General features: G+C 74.7%; 19 protein-coding genes. 5 read left to right on the forward strand and 14 right to left on the reverse strand.

The genetic code is table 11. The features are described 5' to 3' along the window. Nucleotides 1–2: 2 nt before the first annotated feature. The 4 genes from ACFPL3_RS26165 to ACFPL3_RS26180 form a co-directional block, all read right to left on the reverse strand. The gene (locus tag ACFPL3_RS26165; RefSeq protein ID WP_343941497.1) at nucleotides 3–227 is read right to left on the reverse strand and encodes a hypothetical protein; all 225 of its coding nucleotides are present in this window, start codon (nucleotides 225–227) and stop codon (nucleotides 3–5) included. A 107-nt stretch (nucleotides 228–334) separates the two neighbouring features. Next, on the reverse strand, nucleotides 335–2,911 hold the full coding sequence (locus ACFPL3_RS26170) for a winged helix-turn-helix domain-containing protein (protein ID WP_343941498.1): 2,577 nt from the start codon (nucleotides 2,909–2,911) through the stop codon (nucleotides 335–337). A 195-nt stretch (nucleotides 2,912–3,106) separates the two neighbouring features. Beyond that, the gene (locus ACFPL3_RS26175; protein WP_343941499.1) at nucleotides 3,107–3,361 is read right to left on the reverse strand and encodes a hypothetical protein; all 255 of its coding nucleotides are present in this window, start codon (nucleotides 3,359–3,361) and stop codon (nucleotides 3,107–3,109) included. Between the two features lie 131 nt (nucleotides 3,362–3,492). Continuing rightward, nucleotides 3,493–4,005, reverse strand: coding sequence for a DUF1269 domain-containing protein (locus tag ACFPL3_RS26180; protein ID WP_343941500.1), 513 nt, complete (start codon nucleotides 4,003–4,005; stop codon nucleotides 3,493–3,495). Between the two features lie 334 nt (nucleotides 4,006–4,339). On the opposite strand from ACFPL3_RS26180, the gene ACFPL3_RS26185 reads away from it, so the two are divergent. After that, nucleotides 4,340–6,076, forward strand: coding sequence for a SulP family inorganic anion transporter (locus ACFPL3_RS26185; protein ID WP_343941501.1), 1,737 nt, complete (start codon nucleotides 4,340–4,342; stop codon nucleotides 6,074–6,076). Between the two features lie 9 nt (nucleotides 6,077–6,085). On the opposite strand, the gene ACFPL3_RS26190 is transcribed toward ACFPL3_RS26185, so the two are convergent. Beyond that, on the reverse strand, nucleotides 6,086–8,287 hold the full coding sequence (locus tag ACFPL3_RS26190) for a phosphatase domain-containing protein (protein WP_379589690.1): 2,202 nt from the start codon (nucleotides 8,285–8,287) through the stop codon (nucleotides 6,086–6,088). A 161-nt stretch (nucleotides 8,288–8,448) separates the two neighbouring features. Here ACFPL3_RS26190 and ACFPL3_RS26195 point away from each other — a divergent pair, with 161 nt between their 5' ends. Then, nucleotides 8,449–9,579, forward strand: a complete 1,131-nt coding sequence (locus ACFPL3_RS26195) for an inorganic phosphate transporter (protein WP_343941504.1) — start codon at nucleotides 8,449–8,451, stop codon at nucleotides 9,577–9,579. Beyond that, nucleotides 9,576–9,782 carry a hypothetical protein gene (locus tag ACFPL3_RS26200; RefSeq protein ID WP_343941505.1) on the forward strand — a complete coding sequence of 69 codons (207 nt, stop codon included), beginning with the start codon at nucleotides 9,576–9,578 and terminating at the stop codon, nucleotides 9,780–9,782. Before ACFPL3_RS26195 ends, ACFPL3_RS26200 begins: the two co-directional genes overlap by 4 nt. Before the next feature lie 24 nt (nucleotides 9,783–9,806). Here ACFPL3_RS26200 and ACFPL3_RS26205 read toward each other — a convergent pair whose 3' ends face one another. The 7 genes from ACFPL3_RS26205 to ACFPL3_RS26235 form a co-directional block, all read right to left on the reverse strand. Further along, nucleotides 9,807–10,040, reverse strand: a complete 234-nt coding sequence (locus tag ACFPL3_RS26205; RefSeq protein ID WP_343941506.1) for a hypothetical protein — start codon at nucleotides 10,038–10,040, stop codon at nucleotides 9,807–9,809. A gap of 64 nt (nucleotides 10,041–10,104) precedes the next feature. Next, a complete protein-coding gene (locus ACFPL3_RS26210) occupies nucleotides 10,105–12,738 on the reverse strand; it encodes a winged helix-turn-helix domain-containing protein (protein ID WP_379589691.1) in 2,634 nt (877 codons plus the stop codon). Nucleotides 12,739–12,970: 232 nt separating this feature from the next. After that, a complete protein-coding gene (locus ACFPL3_RS26215; RefSeq protein ID WP_343944449.1) occupies nucleotides 12,971–14,281 on the reverse strand; it encodes an MFS transporter in 1,311 nt (436 codons plus the stop codon). Nucleotides 14,282–14,370: 89 nt separating this feature from the next. Further along, nucleotides 14,371–15,969, reverse strand: a complete 1,599-nt coding sequence (locus tag ACFPL3_RS26220) for an MFS transporter (RefSeq protein WP_343944450.1) — start codon at nucleotides 15,967–15,969, stop codon at nucleotides 14,371–14,373. A 51-nt stretch (nucleotides 15,970–16,020) separates the two neighbouring features. After that, nucleotides 16,021–16,455, reverse strand: a complete 435-nt coding sequence (locus tag ACFPL3_RS26225) for an SHOCT domain-containing protein (RefSeq protein ID WP_343944451.1) — start codon at nucleotides 16,453–16,455, stop codon at nucleotides 16,021–16,023. 109 nt (nucleotides 16,456–16,564) lie between these two features. Continuing rightward, entirely contained in the window at nucleotides 16,565–16,834 is a 270-nt protein-coding gene (locus ACFPL3_RS26230; RefSeq protein ID WP_343944452.1) for a hypothetical protein, read from the reverse strand. 66 nt (nucleotides 16,835–16,900) lie between these two features. Next, a complete protein-coding gene (locus tag ACFPL3_RS26235) occupies nucleotides 16,901–19,516 on the reverse strand; it encodes a helix-turn-helix transcriptional regulator (RefSeq protein WP_379589692.1) in 2,616 nt (871 codons plus the stop codon). A gap of 199 nt (nucleotides 19,517–19,715) precedes the next feature. On the opposite strand from ACFPL3_RS26235, the gene ACFPL3_RS26240 reads away from it, so the two are divergent. Continuing rightward, nucleotides 19,716–20,291, forward strand: a complete 576-nt coding sequence (locus ACFPL3_RS26240; protein ID WP_343944454.1) for a potassium channel family protein — start codon at nucleotides 19,716–19,718, stop codon at nucleotides 20,289–20,291. 81 nt (nucleotides 20,292–20,372) lie between these two features. Continuing rightward, nucleotides 20,373–20,951, forward strand: coding sequence for an HdeD family acid-resistance protein (locus ACFPL3_RS26245; RefSeq protein ID WP_343944455.1), 579 nt, complete (start codon nucleotides 20,373–20,375; stop codon nucleotides 20,949–20,951). Between the two features lie 17 nt (nucleotides 20,952–20,968). Here the strand turns inward: ACFPL3_RS26245 and ACFPL3_RS26250 are convergent, their stop codons facing one another. Then, the gene (locus tag ACFPL3_RS26250) at nucleotides 20,969–22,096 is read right to left on the reverse strand and encodes an NADH:flavin oxidoreductase (RefSeq protein ID WP_343944456.1); all 1,128 of its coding nucleotides are present in this window, start codon (nucleotides 22,094–22,096) and stop codon (nucleotides 20,969–20,971) included. Between the two features lie 72 nt (nucleotides 22,097–22,168). Then, nucleotides 22,169–22,732, reverse strand: coding sequence for a cupin domain-containing protein (locus ACFPL3_RS26255; RefSeq protein ID WP_343944457.1), 564 nt, complete (start codon nucleotides 22,730–22,732; stop codon nucleotides 22,169–22,171). Nucleotides 22,733–22,844: the final 112 nt, after the last annotated feature.

Genomic DNA, 22,844 nt, shown 5'->3' on the forward strand with positions numbered 1-22,844 from the left:
AGTCAGGACGTCCTGCGCACCGACCGGACGTGCAGGCCGAGCGACTGGATCAGCGAGAGCACCTCCTGGACGCCGCCGTCCTCGTCGAGTTCCCCCGAGATGACGGTCTCCGCCGGTACCTCGCGGACCTCCATGCCGTGCAACGCGTCGCGCGCCTGCTCGGGCAGACGCCCGACGATCCGGAATTCGTAGTGCCCTTCCGGAACCGCGTTGCTCCCCGTGCCCATCGGCCGGCCTCCGCGCATCCGCTGCTGCTCGTCCCGTCACGCTCGCCGCCCGCCGGCGCCCGCGCGTCACCCCGAGAAGGTGAACGGCGCCGAGGTGGAACGGCGACTCATGCCAGGAGGCTGCGCTCCCGCGCGCGCTCGACGGCGTCGCGGCGGCTGCTGACGTGCAACTTGGCGTAGATGGACCGGATGTGGGTCTTGACCGTGTTCACCGAGACCGTGAGCTCCTCGGCGATCTCGGCCGCGCTGAGCAGCGACGGGAGCATGGCCAGCACGGCCAGTTCGCGCTCGCTGAGCGCGGCCGGGACGTGGTTGTGCACGAGCGGGCGCGCGCTGTCGATCCGGTGGCGCAGCCACGCGCCGGCCGCGACGGGTGTGACGACCGTGAGCAGTTCCTCGGTGGCACCGCTGGTGAGCGCGAACGGGCGGGCGACCTCCAGTTCCGAGGCCTGGGCGAGGGCGGTCTCCAGCTCCTCACGTCCACGGTCGGGCGCCCCGGCCTGGAGCGCGGACTCGGCGAGCACCAGGTGCGCCTCCACCGGCGTGTAGGCCACCAGCCTCGGCACCGCGCCGCGCACGATCGGCTCGACGGCGATCGCCGCCGCGTGGTGCTGGCCGGCGAGCTGGTGGGCCCAGGCGTCCATCAGCAGGACCTCGGCCACCTTGCCGACGCGCGCCTCCAGCCATTCCGTGGTGCGGGCTGCGCTCGACGCTCCGGCCTGCACCACCGCGACCCGGTGCTCCAGCACGGCGAGCGCGGCCAGCGTCGCCGCGGGTGCGCGGTCACCGTGCGCCACCAGCGCCTCGCGCCACCGGGCCAGGCCTCCGTCGGGCCGGCCGAGGTCGGACAGCGCGGCGCTGTGCACGGCGCGCAGGATCAGCTCGGCCTTCACCGGGAGCGGGCCGCCCGCGGAGAGGGTGGCGGCAGCGCGCTGGCGGGCGGCCACCGGGTCGGCGGCCAGCAGGTCCCGGTACGCGATCAACGCGTTCGGTGCTGCCGCGAGGACGGCGGGCAGCCCGCTGCGGGTGGCCACCACGACGGCGGCACCGGCCGCGGCCGCCATGGCCGAGTACCGGCCCCGGCCCAGTTCGACGAGGCTCTGCAGGGACAGCCCCCACACCTCGAGGCAGGCGAAATCCCGCTCGCGCGCGACCGCCACCACGCGGTCGAGCCGGGCCAGCGCCGCGTCCCGGTCGAGGTCCTCGCGTTCGAGCTGCGCGCTCGCACGGCTCAGGTCCAGCAGGAGGCGCAGGGCTTCCGCGGCGGCGCCCCCGCCCGGAGCGCCGGCGGGAAGCGGGGTCGTGCGGTGGCCCCTGACGAGCAGCTCGACCGCCCCGCGCAGCGAGGTGAGCGCGGGCCCCGGCGCGCGGGGCCACGACCGTTCGGCCTGCTCCAGCGCCGCCGCGGCGGCCCGTGCTGTACCGGTCCGGTGCTCCACGACCGCCTCGAGCAGCGGCACCCAGGCGTCCGGCGGGCCGCCCGCGCCGCGGACGACGTCGAGCATCCGGCGCAGATCGGAGAACGCCCCCCGCGCCACGGCCCGGAGCCCGACGTCGCCCAGGATGTCGTTCAGCAGCCCGGGATCGCCGGTGCGGGCCGCGTGCCGCACGGCATGCACCGGTTCGTCGGCGCGGCACCACCACCGGGCCGACGTGGCGTGGGCGTGGCGGTGCAGGACGGGGTGGTGGCGTTCCAGCTCGGCGACGAGGTAGGTCCGCAGGAGGGGGTGGATCCGGTAGGTCGCCGGTTCCACCCGCTGCAGCAGCGCCGTGTCCTTGACCAGGGCGTCGAGCCGGTGCGCGGCGTCCGCCTGCCCGGACAGGGCCACGGCGAGGCCCGCGGGCAACTCGGCGCAGACGGCCTCGATCTCCAGGAACTGCCGCGTCGCTGCCGCGAGACTGCCCATGACCTCCCCGGCGAGGAAGTCGGCCATCGAGCGCTCACTGCCGGAGAACTGGTCGATGAAGCCCTGCCGGTCGTCGGTGGAGCGCAGCGCGATCGCGGCGAACCGCAGCCCGGCGGCCCAGCCCGCTGTGCGGTGGTGCAGGGCCCTCACCTGTTCCGCGGTCAGGTCCAGTCGCGCCGAACCGACGAGCGCGGCGGCCTCGTCGCGGGTGAACGCCAGCTGCTCGGCCCGCACCTCGAGCAGGCGGCTCTCGAGCCGCAGCCGGGGCAGCGGCAACGGCGGATCCGACCGGCCGGCCAGCACCAGCCGCAGCCCACGGGGCCGCATCCGGACCAGCCGGCCCAGATCCCGCAGCGCGTCGAGGTCGGTCAGCGCGTGCACGTCGTCGACGACCAGCCGCACGGCCGGCCGGACGTCGTCGAGCGCCACCGCGAGCGCGTGGACGAAGTCGGATCCGCCGCTCCCGCCCGGGGCTCGCGCCGCGGTGTGCAGCCCGGCGAACTCCCGCAGACCGGGCACGGTGGCCAGCGCGGCGCACAGCGTGGCGCGGAACCGGTCGGCGTCCACGGCGGCGTCGAGGGAGATCCAGGCCGCGCGCGGGACGCCCGGGCGGCGCAGCCAGTGCGTCAGGAGCACCGTCTTGCCGTAACCGGCGGGTGCGATCACCGCCACGAGCTGTTCGGGGTCTGCCCGGTCGAGCAGCTCGACGAGACGCCCGCGGGGCGCGAAGGCGGCCGGGAGCTCGGGGATCGCTGTCGTGCTGTCCGGGATGCGCATCCGGTGCCCCCCTCGTCCGGGTGGGACGAGGATGACCGCCACCGAGGTGGTCGAGCCTCGTCCGCGGAGGACGGATCGGCGACGCGGCCGGCGCACCGGTCACCTCCGTCGACCGCCGGGGATGCTGCCACGGGGTCCGGCGGAGCACAGCCGCCGATGGCACCACGACACAGTGGTGCCTGCGGAGGACGGCGCTCAGTGGGCGCTGCGGGGCACGACGGCCTGGTCGATGACCAGCACGATCCGGGCGAGCAGCTGCTCGGCCTCGCCGGCGGTGATCAGGCCGCCGCGCCGGGCGTCGTCGATCTCGATCCGCACCATGTCGGCGAGCCCTTCGGCCCACACCGCCGCGGGCCCCCGGGTGCCGCCGGCGGCCTCGACATCCGGACCGACATCCGGACCGACATCCGGACCGACGACCGGATCGACGACCGAGAGCTGGGAGTGCACCAGGCGCAAGGGCTGGCGGACCCCACGACCCCTGCGAGCGGATTCTGGGCGATCGATCATCGTCGAGCTCCTGTCACTGCGGCGAGCCGGCCCCGGGGCGGGTGCTCCGGAGCCGGCCGGCGGTGCGGTCGTCACACCTCGGCGTGCTTGCCCTCCGCGGGTTCCTCGAACACCTCCCGCAGCTTCGCCTCCTGCTCCGCGGACAGGTTCGACGACGCCAGGTGCGCCCCGCTCCCGCGGAACTCGGCGAGCACGCGGTCGGTGACCGCGTTCGCGCTGAGCACGAACAGGGCCGAGGTCCCCTCGGTGACCTCCGAGCGCACCTTCTTGATGAAGTCGTCGTCGATGCCGATGTCGGCCAACGATCCGCTCAACGCCCCCATGGCGGCCCCGATCGCCATGCCGAGCAGCGGGACGAAGAAGAGCAGCCCGAACAACAGGCCCCAGAAGCTGCCGCCGAGCGCCCCCGCGCCGGTCAGGCTGTGCAGCTGCTCGGTCTTCGGCTTGCGCCTGCCCTCCGGCCACGACACGACGGCAGCGTCGACAAGCTGGAGCAGCTCCTCCTTCTGCATCCGTTCCAAGAGGTGCAAGGCGGATTTCGCGCCGTCCGCCGTGTCGAACTTCCACACCGTCAACGTCGCCATCTCGGCTCCTCCGTGCTCTCGGGTGCGCGAACCGTGCGTCGAGCCGCGTCCGGGGGCATCACCCGATCCGGGCGAGCGGGTTCCCGCCAGGACCCGGACCTCGAGCTGCTCCATCGCCAGGAGGAACAGCATGATCAGGACCGGTACCCACAGGACGAGCAGCTCCGCCACCGCCACACGCTCCCCCCGGTCGCCACCCCCACCGACGATCATCGGCCGGGCACCGCCCGCCCACCTCACCCGACACAGGTGATCGGGCCGCGTTCATCCACCGCGGGTGACGACCCGGCCCGGCGGTCCGCGCTGAGATCAGGTGGTGGCCGGGAGGGATGCCATGTCGGGCGACGGGAGCGAGCGCGACGGCGGTTCGGCGCTCTTCCGCGCCCTGCCCGGGCTGCAGGCGATCGCCTCCTACGAGCGCCGCTGGCTGGGCAAGGACATCACCGCGGGCGTGGTGCTCACCACCCTGCTCGTCCCGCAGGGCATGGCCTACGCCGAGCTGGCGGGTCTCCCCCTGATCACCGGGTTGTACACCACGATCCTGTGCCTGCTGGCCTATGCCGTGTTCGGCCCGTCGCGGGTGCTGGTGCTCGGCCCCGACTCCTCGCTCGGGCCGATGATCGCCGCGACGGTCCTGCCGCTCGTGGCGTCGGGCGGGGACCCGGCCCGGGCCGTCGCGCTGGCCTCCATGCTCGCGCTCATGGTGGGCGCGATCATGGTCCTGGCCGGGGTGTCGGGGTTCGGTTTCGTCGCCGACCTGCTGTCGAAGCCGACCATGATCGGGTACATGAACGGGCTGGCCGTGACGATCTTCATCGGTCAGCTGCCGAAGCTGTTCGGCTTCTCGGTCGACGCCGAGACCTTGTTCGGGGAGGCGGCGGGCTTCGTCACCGGCCTGGTGGGCGGCGAGGCCGTGCCCGCAGCGGCGGCGGTCGGCATCAGCGGCATCGTGCTGGTCCTGGTGCTGCAGCGCTTCCTGCCGAAGGTGCCCGCCGTGCTGGTCATGGTCGTGCTGGCGATCGCCGCGGTCGGCCTGTTCGGCCTGGCCGACGCGGGCGTCGACCTGGTCGGCGTGCTGCCCCAGGGCTTCCCGCCACTGACGATCCCGCAGGTGTACCTGTCCGACGTCCCACTGCTGCTCGCCGGCGCGATCGGGATCGCCGTCGTGTCGCTCGCGGACACCATCTCCACCGCGTCGTCGTTCGCCGCCCGGGCGGGCAGGCAGGTGCAGGGCGACCGGGAGATGATCGGGATCGGCAGCGCCAACCTCGCGGCCGGGCTGTTCCAGGGTTTCCCGGTGAGTACCAGCGGATCGCGCACCGCCGTGGCCGAACGCGCGGGGTCGAGGACGCAGCTCACGGGAGTGGTCGGGGCAGCGCTGATCGTCCTCATGCTGGTGCTGCTGCCCGGCCTGTTCCGCAACCTGCCGCAACCCGCGCTGGCCGCGGTGGTCATCACCGCGTCGCTGTCGCTCGCCGACGTGCCCGGGACGGCCCGGCTGTGGAAGCAGCGCAAGGCCGAATTCCTCCTGTCGATCGCGGCGTTCCTCGGCGTCGCGCTGCTCGGGGTGCTCCCCGGCATCGCGATCGCGGTCGCGCTGTCCATCCTCAACGTCTTCCGCCGGGCGTGGTGGCCCTACCAGACCGTCCTCGGGCGCGTGGCCGGGTTGGAGGGCTACCACGACGTGCACTCCTACCCCGGCGCCCACCACGTGCCCGGGCTGACGATCTACCGGTTCGACGCACCGTTGATCTTCGCCAACACCCGGACCTTCCGCGAGGAGGTCCGCAAGCTCGCCGCCGCGCAGCCGCCACCCCGGTGGATCCTCGTGGCGGCCGAGCCCATCACCGACGTGGACACGACCGCGGCGGACATGCTCGAGGACCTCGACGAGGAGCTCAACGCGCGGGGCATCAACCTGGTGTTCGCCGAGCTCAAGGACCCGGTGCGCCGCAAGATCGAGCGCTACGGGCTCACCCGCACCATCGACCCGGCGCACTTCTACCCCACGGTCGAGGCCGCCGTCGCCGCCTACCGCACCGAGATCGACCGGCCGCGGTCGAACGCCTGACCCCGCCCGTCAGTAGGTGCGCCGCAACCGCATCGGGAGCGGGCGGCCGTCCGGGTCGAGGAAGGACCGGTAGGCAGGTGCGGTGAGCCAGCGGTGGTGGGCAGGCAGCTTCCCGTCCTTGCCGACGGGATGCCTGCGCAGGAACCCGGCGGGGCGCGGGCCGCGCCGGCCCTGCGCGTGCCAGTCGTCGAGCTCGGTGGCGCTCTTGCGCACGGCGTCGGCCGCCCGCACGGGATCGAGGAGGTCCTCGTCCTCCGCCTCCGACGCGCCGAGACCCAGGTGCTCGCGCATCATCGCCAGGCGCAGCTCGCGGGCGAACCGGCGGGCCCCGTCCCCGAGCCCGCCGGGATCGGCCGGTGCGCGGGTGTCGAGCTCGGAGTCCAGCACCGCCGCGGTCAGCTCGGAGTCGTGGGTCCAGGAGCGGGTGTTGAAGTTGTCGCTGCCCACCGCCGCCCACACGTCGTCCACCACGCAGAGCTTGGCGTGGACGTAGACGGGCAGGCCGTCTCGGTTCTCGACGTCGAGGACCTGCACCCGGTCGCCGCCCGCCTCCCGCACCATGGCCAGGGCCTCCGCGTGCCCCAGCATCGCCGACTCGGCGTAGAACGGGTTGTTGTTCGGGGGCCGCCGCGGCACCACGGCGATCACCTGCAACCGCGGCGAGCGGTGGAGCGCTGCGGCGAAGATGCGCGCGACGTCGAACGACCACAGGTACTGGTCCTCGAGGTAGATGAGCTGCTGTGCCCGGCCGAGGGCCTTGGTGTAGGCCAGGGCGATGCTGCGCTCCCCCAGCGGGGCGTACGGGTAGCGGGGACGGCGGCGCGGGTAGGTCCGCAGGAGCTGGACCGCGCACGTCCCGGCCGGCGCGGGTGCAGGGGCCGACGCGGGCAGCGCGGAGCCGGAGCGCTGCTCGCCCCGGACCCGGGCGGGCACCACGTGCCAGGGCAGCCGCGACAGCGGGGCCGGGTTCTCCCACCGCTCGCGGAAGGTCGTCTCCGCCTCCGCCACGGCGGGACCCCGGATCTCGACCTGCACGTCGTGGTAGGCCGGGGTCGGCCCGTACCGGGGATCGGCGCCCACGCTCTGCCGGTCGCCGTGGTGGTCCGCGTCGTCGCGGCCGCCGTGATCGAGGTCGATCCCGCCGAGGAACGCCACGTCGTCCTGCGGGCGGTCGCGGTGGCGCACCACGACCATCTTCTGGTGGTGGCAGCCGAACGGCAGCACCCGCTGGTCCAGCAGCACCTCGCCGCCGACCCGGCGCACGGCCGCGGCGAGCGCCCGGTTCACGCTTGCGTGCGACCCGACCGCCCCGGTGTGGGCCTGCCACAGCAGGCCGCGCACACCCGCTCCGCGCGACACGGCCCCGCAGAGTGCGTCACCGACCGTCGGGCCGCGGTCGGTGAGGAGCTCGTCGACGTCCGCGCGCCACCCGAAGAACCCGACCGAGTCACCGTCGCCGACCGCGCCCAGCACCTCCGCGAGGGCCTCGAAGTACACGCGTCCGTGCACGAGCGCCCGGACCGCGTTGCCCTCGGTCCACGCCTGAAGCGTGGTGGCGTCGTTGCGGCGCTCGGTCTCCGAGAGGAACCAGTCCGCGGCCGTGCCCCGCCGGGGCGGTCCGATCCCGGCGGCCGCCCGCACCAGCGGCAGCAGCTCCTCGCCGTTCGGCGCCCCGACCTCCGCGATCCCGTCCTCGCCGAGCTCGGGCAGGTCCGACCTCGCCCCGGCGGCGTCGAGCACCTGCCGGAACGCGATCACCGCGACGCGGTCGCGGTGGCGCCGCGCGAACTCGCCGAACACGAAGGGGTCGTGGCCCCCGTCGTCGCCGAGGAGCACCCACCGCAGGTCCGGCTCCCGGTCGGTGATGCGTTCGATCGCGGCGAGCTTCCGCCACGGGCTGCCTCCCACGACCCAGCGCGGGACGAAGGCCCGGCCCGTCATCACCAGGGTTCCCGACGGGTGGCCGTCGCGCACCAGGAGCTCCGTGATCGGCCGCGCCACCATCAGCGGAAAGGACGTCAGGTAGTACACGGGCCCGCCGAGATCGGCGGAGAGCGCGCGCACCAGGCGCGGCATGGCCAGCATGGACCGCCGGTCCTGCAGGCTGGTGGTGCGCAGGGCCCGGAGCCGTCCCACCGTGCGGCGGACGGATCCCACCCGCAGCACGCTGTCCACGTCGTAGATCACGCCACGGGCGTCGCGGTCGGTCATCGTCGGCTCCAGCGCTCTCGCAACAGGTGTCCGGCGATGGTGCGCCGACGAGGGTGGTCAACGGTCATCCTCCGCGGGTGGTGCTGCGGCGCCCGACCGGCCGCAGTCTTCGCCCCATCGACCACGACGGCCCTGAGGGGTGCTCCGTGAACGCTGCCGGGATGTTGATCGTGGTCGTGATCGTGGTCGTGACCGCTCTCGCCTTCGACTTCACCAACGGCTTCCACGACACCGCGAACGCCATGGCGCCGTCGATCGCGACGGGCGCGCTGAGCCCCCGGGCCGCGGTCGCGATCGCAGGTGTGCTCAACCTGGTCGGGGCGTTCCTCTCCGTGGAGGTGGCCAGGACCATCTCCAGCGGCCTGGTCGACGAGGCGCGCATCACCCCGGTGGTGATCTTCGCCGGGTTGGTCGGCGCCATCCTGTGGAACCTGACGACCTGGTTCCTCGGCCTGCCGTCGAGTTCGTCGCACGCCCTGTTCGGCGGGCTGATCGGCGCGGTGCTGGTGGCCGCCGGACCGGAGGCCGTCCACGCCGGCACCGTGGTGACCAAGGTCGTGGTCCCCGCGGTCGTCTCCCCCGTCCTGGCCGGTCTGGTGGCCCTCTCGGCCACGTACCTCGCCTACTGGATCACGACGAGGGCGGACCCGGTCACGGCGCACCGCGGGTTCCGGGCCGGGCAGGTGGTGTCGGCGTCGACGGTGGCGCTCGCCCACGGCGCGAACGACGCGCAGAAGACGATGGGCGTCATCACGCTCGCCCTGATCACCGCCGGCGTGCTCGCCCCCGACGCGGGCCCGCCCCTGTGGGTGATCGTCTCGGCCGGCCTGGCGATCGCGGCCGGAAGCTACGTCGGCGGCTGGCGGATCATCCGCACGCTGGGCAGGCGGGTCAGCGATCTCGAGAGGACGCAGGGCTTCGCGGCCGACACCACCAGCGCTGCGGTCATCCTGACCTCCACCCACCTGGGCATCCCGCTCTCGACCACCCAGGTGTGCACCGGCTCCATCTTCGGTGCGGCGGCCGGGCGGCGCCTGCACGTGGTGCGCTGGCGCGTGGCCGGGCAGGTGGCGCTCGCCTGGACGGCCACGTTGCCCGCGGCCGCGGTCGTCGGCGCCGCGGCGTCGTTCGTCGCCACCCGCGGCCCCGAGGGCGTGGTCGCCGTGGCCGTCTGCGGTTCCGCCCTCGCAGCCGGCATCTGGTTCGCCGCGCGGCGCAACCCGGTGAGCGCGGTGAACGTGAACGACCTCCCGGAGCCACCCGGCCCGGACCGGACCCTCACGGCGCCATGAGCGTCGACTGGGGGTCGCTGGGCATCGTCACCGTGGTGGGTGCGGCCACCGCCCTGACGGTCGTGACGCTGGTGGCCCTCGCCGTCGTCGGCCTGTCGGACCGGCCGGACGGATCCTCCGCCACCGGGCGGGCCGTGGCCGGACTCTGCCTCCTGGCCGTGGGCGTGATCGCCGGCTACGGGCTCTACGTCATCGCCGCCTGATCCGCAGCGGCGCCCGGACCTCCGTCAGCTCGTAGGCGGGTTCGGCATGACGGAGACGACGGCGATGCCGAGGACGGCGAGCTGAGCGAGGATCCCGTGCAGGTGCGACTCGTCGATCACGTCGCCGGACATCAGCGTCTGCGGCGGGATGTCCTCGATGTTCATGTCGGCGAACAGGGCGCGTGCCTCCTCGGGCAGGACGCCCTCGACCCGGAACTCGTACCGCATCGGCCACCCGTCCCGTCGCTCGTCGTCCACGGCTCCGCCAGGATCCGCGCCGGTGCGGCGGTGTCCATCACCTCTGCTGGATGAGCCGGGCCGGTCACAGCTCGCGGAGCAGCCGCGCCCGCTTGACGGCCTCCCGCCGGCCGGTGGCGCCCAACTTGCGGTACAGCGCCCGCTGGTGGGTCTTCACGGTGCTGACCGACACGTAGAGCTCCGCGGCGATCTCGGCGTTCGACAGCGTGCTCGCCAGGTAGCGCAGCACGGTGCGTTCCCGGCCGGTCAGCGGGTCGGTCAGCGCCGGTGTGGTCGCCGCCCCGGCGGGCTGCGAGGCGGACATCCGCTCCTGCAGGTCCACCGCGAACGCCGCCGCCCCGCTGCCGATCTCGATGCGCCGCCCGAGCAGGGGCGCCACGGTGGGCGCCTCGGCCAGGAACGGGCGGCGCAACGACCAAGGCGCAGCGGCGACCAGAGCGTCCTCGAGCCGGTCGAGCGCCAGGTCCTCGTCGCCGGCCGCGGCCGCGAGGAGGGTGTCGAACACCCCACCTACGACCTGGCCACGGACGTGGGACGCCGCGGCGGCGGAGGCGCGGAGGGCGGCCGCCTCGGGCAGGCCGCCGAGCAGCAGGTGCACCTGCGCCGCGGCGAGCAGCATCTCGTCGCTGGTGGGGCGGCCCATGCGTTCCAGAAGCTCCCGGGCCGCCGCGCCGCGTCCGGCCCGGGCGAGGAGGGCGGCCTCGGCGGCCATCCACCGTTCGCGCAGGCCCGGCGGCGGGCGCCGGCCCGCGAGGTCGCCGGGTGAGCGCAACGCGAGCAGCGCCGCCGCCCGCTCGCCCGCCGCTTCCCGCCGCTCCGCCAGGACGATCGCCGCGGCCAGCCGCACATGGGGCTCGGCCCCCAGCGCCACGACGTCGGCGACGCGGTCGAGCCACGGGTCGGCCTCGTCCGTGCCGCCGCGGTCGAGGACCACGCGGGCCAGCGTCAGGTAGGCGCCCACGCACTGCACCGCCTGCTCGAGCCCGTTGTCGACGGCCGTGCCGACGACCCGGAGCGCCTCCGCCTCCGCCGCGTCCAGCTCACCCCGCTCGCACCGGAGCAGCGCGTGGTAGGCGGAGGCGTTGAGCTGGGAGATCGCCAGCCCGTCCAGGTGGATCCCCACCGCGAGGGAGAGGTGGTGCTCGGCGGCGCCCAGGTCACCGGCCCACAGCGCGGCCGTGCCGCGGTTGTTGGCCACGATCACCGGCACGGCCTCGGCCCCGGCCATGCCGAGCGCCGCGAGCGCGTCGGGTTCCAGCGGCAGCGACCGGTACGCGGCCAGGGCCCTCTCCCAGTCGCCCGCGATCCGGGCGAGCCCCGAGGCGCTCACGTCGAGCAGCACGGCGGCGCGGGCAGCCCGCCGGGCCGCCACGTCGGCGCTCCCCGCCCGCCCGAGGTCGATCAGCGTCGCCACCTCGGTGTCGGATCCCAGTGCGACGCGGGCCAGGGCCAGCGACGCCGTGATCTCCGGGTGCGCGGCCAGCGCAGGGCGCGGGACGCGCGTGAGCGTCCCCTCCACCGCCCGGGCCCGGCCGGCCAGGACGAGCTTGAAGGCGTGCGTCCCGGCCAGCTCGGCCGCCAACGGCCACAGCTCGCCCGCCACGGCCGAGCGCAGCGCGTCCAGCGGCATGTCGTGGGCCCGGAACCACTCCGCCGCGCGCCGGTGCAGGTCCCGGCGCTCGCGCCGCGGGGCGGGCCGGGCCCGCAGGATGTCCGCGATCAGCCGGTGCAGCCGGTACCAGCGGCCGGGCCGGCCCACGGCCTGCACGAACAGGTGGGACGCCGCGAGGTCGGCGAGAACGCGGCTGCCGTCGCCGCGCCCCGTGAGGGCGTCGGCGAGATCGCCGCGGACGAGGTCGACGACGCTGATCGTCTCGAGGAAGGCGATCGTGCCGGGTGACTCCCGGTCGAGCACCTCGGTGAGCAGGTACCCGGCCACGCTGTGGTCCTGGCCGGAGAACGCGCGGACCGCCGCGTCGAGATCGTCGGCTGAAGCGTCCTCGACCGCGGCGTCGTCGATGGCAGCGAGGTGCAGCGCGACGAGGCGCAGCCCGGCGGGCCAGCCCTCCGTCCGCTCCACCAGCTGCTCCAGCTGCGCTGCGGTCACGCCGACACCCAGGCGGGCGAACAGGTCGGCCGCCTCGTCGGTGCGGAAGGCGAGGTCCGCGGCCCGCACCTCGGCCACCAGCCCGGCGAGGCGCAGTCGCGCCAGCGGCCACGGCGGGTCCCTGCGCGTCGTCACCAGCAGCCTGAACGGCGGCGGCCGCTCCGCGAGGCGCACCAGCGCCTCGTGCACGCGAGGGGACCGGATCTCGTGGAGGTTGTCCAGGACGAGGACCGTCGAGCGGGTCGCGAGGCGGAGGGCAGCCACCACGGCGCCGGGCAGGTCCTCCACGTCGGCGGCCCCCGCGGCGACCTTGCGCAGCACCTCCGCCGCCCGCTGCCCGACGACCGGCATCAACCCGGTCGCCACGGCGCTCCAGAACGCGTGCGGGTCGTCGTCGGTCTCCTCCAGGCTCACCCACGCCCCGTTCCCGGGGCCCGCGGCCTCGAGCCAGGACGCGGCGAAGATCGTCTTTCCCCAGCCCGCGGTGGCCGCGACCACCGTGACCGGTGCGGCCCGCGGCACGAGCCGCGGCCGGTCCACGACGTCGGTCACCACCGGAGGCGCGAACTTCTCCGGGGCGAAGCGGGGCACCGCGGAACTCGTCCGCCCGGGACGGTCCGCGCTCATCCCGGTGCCGGCCACCATGGCTCCGCCTCATCGGACGACGATCGGAGGCTCGTGGTGGCCGTCGAGTACGCGTTCTGGGTACGGGGGCGGCTCAGCCCCGACGTCCTCGCGGCGCTGCACCCGCTGCGCCCGGTGGCCCTCGGTGGGCGGACCGAGCTGCGGGGCACGGTCGCGAACCAGACCGAGCTGCACGCCGTCATCGCCCGCCTCGACGACCTCGCGGTGCGGCTGATCGGCCTCCAGCAGCTCGCGGACGACGGGTCCGCGGTCGGGGCAGCAGCACCGGCCCGCGTTCGCGATCCCGGGGGTAGGAGAGCGACCCCCACCCGAACGCGACACCGGCCACGAGGCCGAGGCACGCCACGAGCCCCAGCGCAGCGGTGAGCCCCCACCGGTCGGTGAGCGCGCCGGTGAGGACCGGACCCACGGCCAGCCCCACCAGGTTCTGCACCAGCGCGAAGATCGCCACCGCGGTGGCGCGCACGGCCGGCGCGACGACGTCGAGGACGACGGCGACCGCGGGACCGATGGCGGTGGTGGCCATCGTCCCCCCGAGGAGGATCAGCACCAGCTGGACCGGGCCGGGCGGCACGGCGACGAAGGCCGGGCCGAGCGTCGCCGACGTCAGCGTCGCGGTGGCCGTCGGCACGAGCAGGCGCCACCGCACGGAGCGGCGGGTCAGCCGGTCGGCCACCGCACCGGCCAGCACCGTGCCGGCCGCACCTGCGAGCACCACCGTCGAGGCGAGGACCCCGGCCCGGGCAGGCGGCAGGCCGTAGGCCCGCTCCAGCTGCGTGGGCAGCCAGGTGTAGAGCGTGGAGAAGACCACGAGCAGCAGCGCCCCTCCGACCATCGCGCCGAGACCCGATCTCGCGCGCAGGAGGCCGGCGACCGCCGCGCGTCCGCGGGACGGCTCCGGCACGCTGCGGTAGTCGCGCAGCCGCAGCGCCAGCAGCGCGAGCACCAGCCCGGGCACGGCGACCGCGAGGAACGCCCAGCGCCACCCCCACTGGGCCGCCGCCAGGCTTCCGCCGACACCGCCTGCGACGATGCCCAGGGGCGCCCCCATCTGGAACACCGCCAGGACCGTCGCCCGACGCTCGGCCGGGAACGTGGCTCCCAGCAGCGCGGACGCAGCCGGCCCGAACCCGGCCTGGCCCACCCCGATGCCCATCCGCGCCGCGAGCAGCGCGAGGTAGCCGGGCGCCACCGCGCACGCGGCCGTCGCGCCGCTCCACACGGTGGCCATGACCGCGATCGCGCGAACCCGGCTCCAGCGGTCGACGAGCAGCGCGACCGGGAGCGCGCCGAGGGCCACCACCACCGACACCACCGAGACGAGCGCACCGAGCTGCGTCGCGCTCGCACCGAACTCGGTCCGCAGGTAGGGGAACGCGGCCACCACGACCTGGCGGTCGGCGAAGTCGACCACGAGCAGGGCGCACAGCAGCGCGAGCGCCGACCGGGGCGAGAGCGGGCCGCGCTCCGCCCCCGAGACCCCGCTCATGATCACCCCTCGACACCCGGTACTCGGGCGCCGGGACCGTGCCACGCCCCGCTACGGCCGGCCTCACCCGCGAAGGGTGACCCGGGGGCTCACCCCAGTGCGACACCTTCCGCACCCAGCGACGGCGGGTCGGGCAGCCGCGTCATGCGCACCGAGTTGACGGTGCCCAGCAGCCCGGCCAGCAGCGGCACGAGCAGCGCCACCTGCAGGGCGATCGGCCGCACCTCGGTGTTGATGCCCAGGATCTCGGCCCGGACGTCGTCGGGTTCGCCCGCGAGCAACCCTTCGAGCTGCGTGGTGCTCATGACCTGTGCGTCCTGCTCCAGGGCCACCGCGACGCGCTGCTTGTCGGCCTCCGGGAGCACGGTGCTCGCATCCGACCGGGCGCCGAAGGCGAACGAGAGGGTCGCGAGCATGACGGCGCCGGCCAGCGCCAACCCCAGGGACAGACCGAAGGAGCCCGCCGCGGAGTTCACGCCCGCCGCCTCGCTCGCGCGGATCTCCGGGACCGGCCCCAAGGTGTAGTTGTTCAGCTGGGAGACCAGCAGGCCCAGCCCCGACCCCGCGATCACCAGCGGGAGGACGAGGGCCCAGCCGAACTCGGCGCGCGGGACGAGCGGGATCAGCAACGCCATCCCCGCCGACAGCAGCACGAACCCCCACCGCACGACGACGCCCGGGCGCCGCCGCCCCGTCCGCTTCCCGGCGACCAGCGCCACCGCGAACATGCTCAGCGAGAGCGGGGCGAGCGACAGACCAGCGAGCAGCGCGTTGTACTCCAGCACCATCTGCAGGTAGATGGGCAGCACGATCATCGTGCCGCCGAGAGCGATCTGCTGGAGCAACTGCTGCGAGACACCCACGGTGAAGTGCGGCGAACGGAACAGGTCCGGGTCGAGCAGGGTGGCCCGTCCGCTGCGCGCCGCCCGCACGAGCCAGGCCGCCAGGCCCACCAGCGCCGCCACGCCGAGGAGCACCAGCGCCCCGACGCGATCGCCACCCTCCTGCCACACGAGGACGCCGAGGACGACGCCCCCCATGCCCACGACCGAGAGGACCGCGCCCACCAGGTCGAGCCGCCGCTCCCCCTCGTAGGGCACGTCGTGCACGAGACGGATCCCGGACAGCACCACGGCGATGACGGCCACCTCGAACGCGAAGCCCAGCCGCCACGACAGGAACGTGGTGATGAACCCGCCCAGGAGCGGTCCGACCGCCGCCGCGATCGCCGCGGCCGCGCCGACGACGGCGTAGACCCGCTTGCGGGCCGCGCCGTCGAAGTTGCCGTGGATGAGCGACTGCATGGCCGGCAGCAGGAGCGACGCCCCGATGCCACCCACGACCGCCCAGAACACGACGACCGCGGCGAGGCTCTGCGCGAGGGTCATCGCCAAGGCCCCGACGGCGTAGGCGAGCAACCCGGCCACGTAGCAGCGCCTGCGCCCGACCAGGTCGCCCACCTTGCCGCCGATCAGGATGAAGGCGGCCGACACCAGCGCCTCCAGCGCGATGGCCGTCTGCACCCCGCTCACGGTGGTGTCCAGGTCCCGGACCACGGCCGAGATCGACACGTTCATCAGCGACGTGTCGACGACGAGGACGAACATCGCCATCGCGAGCAGCACGGCGAGCCGGCGCGGCCGGCCCGACAGCTGGTCGGGCCCGCCGGCCCCCGGTGCTCCGCTCATCACGCCTCACATCGCTGACGCCGCGGGTGCTGACGGGCGTGGCCCGCCCGCTCAGCCGCCGACCTGCGCCATCTCGTCGGGAGAGGACTTCGCGACCGGCGGCCGGTCGCCGAGCAGCTTCGCCTTGGCGCGCCCGAACTCCTCGTCCGAGAGGGTCCCCCGGTCGCGCAGCTCGGCCAGCTTCGCCAGCTCGTCGGCGGTGCTCGCCTGCCCGCCCGCGGTCTCCTTGACGTACTGGCGGAACGCGTCGTCGCGCCGCTGCGCCTGCGCGAGGGTCCGCTCGTTCATGGACCGGCCGCGGGCGATCAGGTAGACGAGCGCGCCCAGCCACGGGATGACGATGAGGAACAGCACCCATCCCGCCTTGCCCCACCCGGACAGCTCGTGGTCGCGGAAGATGTCGGTCACGATGCTGATGAGCAGCCAGATCCAGGCGAACAGCAGCATGAACCAGAAGATGCCCAGGACGAACTCCCAGAAGTTCACGGCAGCCCTCCAAGCTCGTAGCGAGCACGTCGCTGCGGCGTGCCCTGTGCCGACGAGCGTCGACGGTGCAGGGGCACGCCACCTCACCTGCTGAGGGCGATCGCGCCGCTCACTCGCCCCGATGGGTGACGGGTGTTCGTCCGGACGGCCGGTCCACGGACGTCCTGCGCACGGACACCACCCGCATGCCGAGCATCTGCAACACGTCCATCACCTCCTGGACGCCACCGTCCTCGGCGACCTCGCCGCAGATCACCGTTTCGACCGGTACCTCGTGGATGTCCATGCCGTGGAAGGCGCTGCGCGCACGTTCCGAGAGGAGTCCCAGCACCCGGAACTCGTAACGCCTCACCGCGCCCGCGGACTTGTTCGGCTCCATCGTGCAGCCCCACATCCGACGTGCCTGCTCTCCTGGTCACACTTCCGCACCGCCGGTGCGCCCACGTCATCCCGACGGGGTGAACAGCGGCGCGCCCGTGGCGCCGCGATCGGCTGTGGGCTCGGTCAGCAGGCCCTGCTCGTGGGCCACCAGCACCGCCCGCCTCCGCGTCCCAACGCCGAGCTTGTCGTAGATCGACCGCACGTGGCTCTTGACGGTGTTGACCGACACCGCCATGTCGTCGGCGATCTCGTCGAGGTTCAGCAACGACGGCAGCCGGACCAGCACGTCGTGCTCGCGGGAGGTCAGCACGGCCGCCGCGCTCCGGTTGCCCGCGTGCGACGCGGCCACCACGAGCGCCGCGAAGCGGCCCCGCTCGTCACCGGCCACCAGCTCGTCGACGAGCAGTGCGCGCACCGCCGAGGGAGCGAGGGTGAACGGGCGGATCGCGCCGAGCGGGAGCGCCTGGTCCAGCGCGGCCCGCAGCACCTGCCGCGCCGCCGGCCGATCGCCCTCCTCGAGCAGGGCGCGCACCGCCACCAGGCGCGCCTCCACCGCGGTGGTGGCCCGGGCGGGCCGGGACGACGGCTCGAGCAGCGGCGCGACGGTGGCGTGCGCGTCGCGGTGGGCACCGGCGGCCAGCTGCGTCCACGCCCGCATCAGCAGGCGCTCGGCCCGGGCCTCGACCCGGCCGCTGATCCGGCCTGCGGCCGCGGAGGCCGCCCGGACGTAGCCGAGCCGCAGCGCGATGCGCTGCTCGAACAGCGCGGCGGTGACCGCGAGGGCGCTGTGGACCGGGTGCTCCCCCAGCTCGGCGCGCGCCTGCTGCAGCTCCAGCAGGCCGGCCGCGCCCTCCCCGGTGTCGAACAGGGCTCCGCCCCGGGCCACCCGCAGCCCGAAGCAGACCTCCGGATCGCGGCCGGCGAGCCCCTGCCGCAGGCCGGCATCGGCCGCGGCCAGCGCCGCGTGCGGCCGGGCCTGCTCGAGCGCCGTGAGCGCCACGACCACCTGCGCGGCCACCGCCCAGGCCGTGGCGCTCCGGCCTCCCGCGGCGACCGCGGCCGCCGCGTCCGCCGCCTCGTGCAGGTCGCCGGTGAGCCACGCGGCCGACGCCAGCCCGCACAGGCAGTGCGCCTCCAGGAGCGGCAGCCCGAGCATGCGTGCGTCGTCCAGCGCGGCGACGAGGTCGTCGTGAGCGGCATCCGGCGTCCCGGCCACCAGGTGGGCGGTGCCACGCCCGGCCCGGACCAGCGCGGCGAGCGCCGGATCCGGCGGCAGCGGCTCACCGTCGGCCACGTGCGTGTCCAGCCCGGCCAATCGCCCGGTGGCCCGCACCAGCGCCGCGAGTCCCTGGTCGGTGATCGCACCGTCGCGCCGGACACGGCCCAGCTCGGCGGCGACGGCGGCGCGGTCGCCCCGCTCGAGGTGCGCCAGCGCCGACAGCGCCGCCCGCCAGGCCTCGACGTCCGGGACACCGTCGACCGCGTCTACCACGCCGCGGAGCACGGCGTGGTCACCGCGACCCACCAGCTCCGGTGCGCGCTTGCGCAGCAGCCCCGCGACGAACGCCGGGTCGCCGCTGCGCACCGCGTGCCGCAGCGCCCGCGCGGGACGCCCGTCGCGGTCCCACCACAGCGCGGCCCGCCGGTGCAGATCGGCCACCAGCGCGCTGCCCTGCCGCTGCAGGTCGGCGAGGAGGTAGGAGCGCAGCAGTTCCTGCACGCTGTAGTCGGCGTGGCCGGTGGCCGAGCGGACGACCAGCCCGAGCTCGCGGCTCAGCTCGTCGAGGACCTCCGCGGCGTCCTCGCGGTCGCAGAGTTCCACGGCGAGCCCCGCCGGGACCGGGTCGACCACGCTGGTGCGCCGCAGCACCTCCCGGTGGTTCTCGTCGATGCCGGCGAGGACCTCGTCCACCAGGTAGTCCGCCACGGCACGCTCGTCACCGGAGAAGTCGGCCAGGAAGCCGTCCGGGTCCGGGTGCCCGGCGAGCGAGCGCGCGGCCAGGGTGAGCCCGGCGACCCACCCGCCGGTGCGCTCGTGCAGCACCCCGCTCTGGCGGGCGTCGAGGCGCAGGCCGCGGCGCCGCAGCAGCGTCTCCGCCTCCGACCGGGCGAACCGCAGCCGGTCGGCGCGCACCTCGCACAGCTCGTCGTCCATGCGCAGCCGGGCCAACGGCAGTGGAGGGTCCATCCGGGTGGCCAGCACCAGGTGCACCTGCGGTCCGTGTGCGCGCACGAGGAGCCGCAGCTGGTCGACCACCGGGCCGGTACGCAGGTGGTGGGCGTCGTCGAGGACGAGGCGGATCTGCCCCGGCAGCGACGCGAGCCCGCGCAGGAGGTCGTCGAGGAAGTCGAGCTCCACGGTCGTGCGCGACACGACGAGCCGCTGCAACCGGCTCGCCTGCGGCACCCCGGCGCACTGGCCGAGCGCGGCCAGCACCGTGTTCCAGAACCGGCGGGGATCGGAGCACTCGTCGTCCAGCGACACCCAGGCCGCGGGTGTGCCCGGCGACTGCGCGACCCAGTCCGCGAGCAGCAACGACTTGCCGAACCCCGGCGGCGCGGACACCAGCGTCAGCGATCGGTGCGCGGCGCCGTCGAGGACCGCGCGCAGTGCGGGCCGCGGCACGAAGTCGCGCGGAAGCACGGGGGGTGTGAGCGCGGAGGCCGCGATGTCGCGCACCGGTCACCTCCGAGGGGACCAGGGCCGGGAACACCGGCCACCTCGTGAGACTAGCCCCGATGCGGCCGAGCTGGGGTCGTCCCGGCGGGATGACCTCCCGGACGAGCGCGCTCGTCCCCCGTGGGTGAGCCCGATCCGCCGGCCCGCCGCCAGACTGCGCGGCGGCCACGATCGAGGGCGACGATCGAGGAGGTGCGCGATGGCAGCGCCACAGGGGCCCACCGTCCGTCCCGCGCCCGCGGGGCCCGGGGCGCGCCGCAACGCGGCGGCCGTGGTCCGGGTCCTGCTCACCGTGACGTTGTTGCTGGTCCTCTACTACCGGTCGCCGCTCAACCTGCGGGTGGACGCGGAAGCGATCATCGGGCTCGGCATCGGCCTGGTCGGTCTCGCGCTCGCGCTCACCTGGCAGGTGCGCGCGATCATGTCCTCGGACACGCCCCGCCTGCGGGCGGCGGAGACGGCCGCGATCGGGCTGCCGACCCTGCTGCTCCTCTACGCCTCCGCCTACGGCGTGCTGTCCCTGCAGGACCCCGCCTGCTTCACCCAGCGGCTGGGCCGCACCGACGCGCTCTACTACACGATGACGGTGTTCACGACGGTGGGCTTCGGCGACATCACCCCGGTCTCGGAGGTCGCCAGGATCCTGACCATGACGCAGATGGTGGTCGGGCTGATCGCCTTCGGCGTCGTGGCCAAGCTGCTGGTCGGCGCCGTGCAGGTGGCCGTCGACCGCAGGGCGGCGCAGCCGCCCGCACCGCCATCGGACGGTGCGTGACGAACCGGGTCACTCCCCGCAGGTGAGGCCGCCGCGCGCCGGCCGGGGCACGGTCCCTCAGGCAGAGCCGAGGAGGACCCGATGGACAGCTTCGACCACGCCGCCCCCGCCCACGACGCGCCCGGCCGCCCGGGTGCCGGGTACGGGCCCGCCCTGACGATCGCCGCCGGCGCGCTGACCGTCCTCGTCGGTGTGCTCATCCTGGTCTGGCCGGACGTCTCGATCGCGGTGGTCGCCTGGCTGTTCGCCGTCCAGCTGGTCGTCACCGGCGTGCTCCAGCTCGTGACGGCGGTCCGCGGCGACGAGAGCGCGGGCCGGCGGGCCCTGCTCGGGGTGCTCGGCGGGGTCTCGATCGTCGTCGGGCTCCTGTGCCTGCGCGCCCCCTTCCAGACCGCGCTACTGATCGGGCTGCTGATCGGGGCGATGTGGGTCCTCACCGGGGTCGTCAGGATCGTCCACGCGCTCGGCGCCGAGCACGAGGAGGGCCGGGGATGGGGCATCGCGGGCGGCATCCTGTCGGTGGCCGGCGGAATCGTCGTGCTCCTGTACCCCGGCCTCAGCCTCGTCACCCTCATGTGGATCTTCGGGCTGGTGCTCGTGCTCACCGGCCTGGCGGTCGTCGTCCAGGGCGTCGTGGCCCACCGCAGGCGCGGCTCCTGACGGTCAGGCAGCGCGGGTCAGGCAGCGCCGTCCTCGCCCGCGTGCGCGGCGAACCAGGCGTCCTGGGTGGCCAGGTCGGCGCGCGGGGACAGGATCCCGCGCTCCCAGGCCCGCAGCGGCCGGCCGTCGCGCACCCGGGCGGGCCAGTCCGGGTTGACGATCGCACCCCGCCCGATCGCCACCAGGTCCGCCTCGCCGTCGACGAGCAGCTTCTGCGCCGCGGCGGGATCGTGCAGCGACCCGTTGGCGATCACGGGGACGCCGACGATCGCGCGCGCCAGGCGGGTCAGGGTGGTGGTGCCGACAGCGGCGGCCGAGGCCCAGTCGGCGCCCTCGCCCGCCACGTGGACGTAGTCGGGGCGCTCGGCGGCGATCACGGCGAGGATCTCCCGGGCGTCGGGCTCGCTCCAGCGGTGGTGGGCGTCGTTGACCTTCGCCTGGGAGATGCGGATGCCTACGACGACGTCCGGTCCCACCTCGGCCCGGATCGCCGCGAGGACCTCGGCGGCGATCCGCGCGCGGCCCGTGGCAGCGCCCCCGTAGCCGTCGGTGCGCCGGTTGGTGTAGTCGGTGAGGAACTGGTCGAGCAGGTAGCCGTTCGCGCCGTGGACCTCGACACCGTCGAACCCGGCGTCACGGGCGCGGCGGGCCGCCGCGGCGAAACCGGCCACCGCGTCGCGGATGTCGTCGGCGCTCGCCGCGGATGGCATGGGGAACGGGCCGTCGCCACCGCCGTAGTCGGGCATCCTGCGCCCCTTCGGCGCCACCGCCGAGGGCGCGATCGTGGTCTCCAGGGCCTGCGACAGGGCGCCGGCGTGCATCAGCTGGGCGACGATCGTGCCGCCCTCGGCGTGCACCGCGTCGACCACCGGCCGCCAGGCCGCGGCCTGCTCGTCGTCGGCGAGGCCGGGCTGGGCCGGGTAGGCCTGGCTGTAGCGGTGGTCGGTGTAGATCCCCTCGGTGACGACCAGTCCGAACCCGCCCCGGGCGAAATCGGCGTAGTAGCGCGCCATCCGGTCGGTCGCCCGGCCGTGCTCGCCTGCGCTCACCCGGGTCATCGGGGCCACCGCGGTGGGGGTGAGCAGCTCGCGCCCGCCGATCCGGCTCGTGGCCACCAGTTCGGGGTACTCGGTGCGCTGGGTCATGGATGTGCCCTCCGGTGTTGCTGATGTCCTATCAGACAACACCATACGCACAAGTTGCTCGATAAGTCATCGTCAGTAGGACGCCGGCGTGATGACCCACAACACACGCGCGGGCCGGGCGGCCGGGTTGGCCCACCGGTGCGGCGTGCGGCAGGCGAACGTGATCGCATCCCCCGTGGCCAGGTCGTGGCGCTCGCCGTCGAGCCACATCACCAGCGCGCCGTCCAGCACCACCACGCACTCCTCGTCGCCGGGGTGGTGGTAGTCGTCGGGGCCGCTGCCCGCGCCGGGCTCGATCACCGTCTCCAGCACCTCGAGGCGCGTGGCGTGCGGCGGGGTCAGGATCTCGTCGGCCACCCCGCGGTGGTGCACGGTGCGCCGGGCGGAGCGGCGGACCACCGGGCCGCCGCCCGAGTCGTCGACGAACAGGCTCGCCACCGACTCCCCCATCGCCTGGACCACCCTGGTGAGGGTGTCGACGGTGGGACTGACCTTCCCGTGCTCGAGCCGCGACAGATACGCCGGGCTCACCGCGGCGGCCTCGGCCACCTGGCGCGCGCTGAGCCCGTGCCTGGCCCGCAGGGCACGCAGGCGCGCCCCCAGGTCGGACCCACCCGGTGCGCTCTCGTCGGACATGCCGGGTAGCGTACCGACAACGTTGCCCGATCGGGCAACATCACCCCGTCACGAGCAGCGCATCATTCTCTTCCCTCGAACCGTCGCGGATAGAATTCTGAAGTGCCGAATG

The sequence above is a fragment of the Pseudonocardia zijingensis genome, assembly GCF_042657305.1.
GTDB classification, from domain to species: domain Bacteria; phylum Actinomycetota; class Actinomycetes; order Mycobacteriales; family Pseudonocardiaceae; genus Pseudonocardia; species Pseudonocardia zijingensis.

Coding starts and splice junctions, on each gene's coding strand:
- ACFPL3_RS26165 (WP_343941497.1), bottom strand. CDS start 227: ATGGGCACGGGGAGCAACGCGGTTCCGGAAGGGCACTACGAATTCCGG.
- ACFPL3_RS26170 (WP_343941498.1), bottom strand. CDS start 2,911: ATGCGCATCCCGGACAGCACGACAGCGATCCCCGAGCTCCCGGCCGCC.
- ACFPL3_RS26180 (WP_343941500.1), bottom strand. CDS start 4,005: ATGGCGACGTTGACGGTGTGGAAGTTCGACACGGCGGACGGCGCGAAA.
- ACFPL3_RS26185 (WP_343941501.1), top strand. CDS start 4,340: ATGTCGGGCGACGGGAGCGAGCGCGACGGCGGTTCGGCGCTCTTCCGC.
- ACFPL3_RS26190 (WP_379589690.1), bottom strand. CDS start 8,287: ATGACCGACCGCGACGCCCGTGGCGTGATCTACGACGTGGACAGCGTG.
- ACFPL3_RS26195 (WP_343941504.1), top strand. CDS start 8,449: ATGTTGATCGTGGTCGTGATCGTGGTCGTGACCGCTCTCGCCTTCGAC.
- ACFPL3_RS26200 (WP_343941505.1), top strand. CDS start 9,576: ATGAGCGTCGACTGGGGGTCGCTGGGCATCGTCACCGTGGTGGGTGCG.
- ACFPL3_RS26215 (WP_343944449.1), bottom strand. CDS start 14,281: ATGAGCGGGGTCTCGGGGGCGGAGCGCGGCCCGCTCTCGCCCCGGTCG.
- ACFPL3_RS26220 (WP_343944450.1), bottom strand. CDS start 15,969: ATGAGCGGAGCACCGGGGGCCGGCGGGCCCGACCAGCTGTCGGGCCGG.
- ACFPL3_RS26230 (WP_343944452.1), bottom strand. CDS start 16,834: ATGGAGCCGAACAAGTCCGCGGGCGCGGTGAGGCGTTACGAGTTCCGG.
- ACFPL3_RS26240 (WP_343944454.1), top strand. CDS start 19,716: ATGGCAGCGCCACAGGGGCCCACCGTCCGTCCCGCGCCCGCGGGGCCC.
- ACFPL3_RS26245 (WP_343944455.1), top strand. CDS start 20,373: ATGGACAGCTTCGACCACGCCGCCCCCGCCCACGACGCGCCCGGCCGC.
- ACFPL3_RS26250 (WP_343944456.1), bottom strand. CDS start 22,096: ATGACCCAGCGCACCGAGTACCCCGAACTGGTGGCCACGAGCCGGATC.
- ACFPL3_RS26255 (WP_343944457.1), bottom strand. CDS start 22,732: ATGTCCGACGAGAGCGCACCGGGTGGGTCCGACCTGGGGGCGCGCCTG.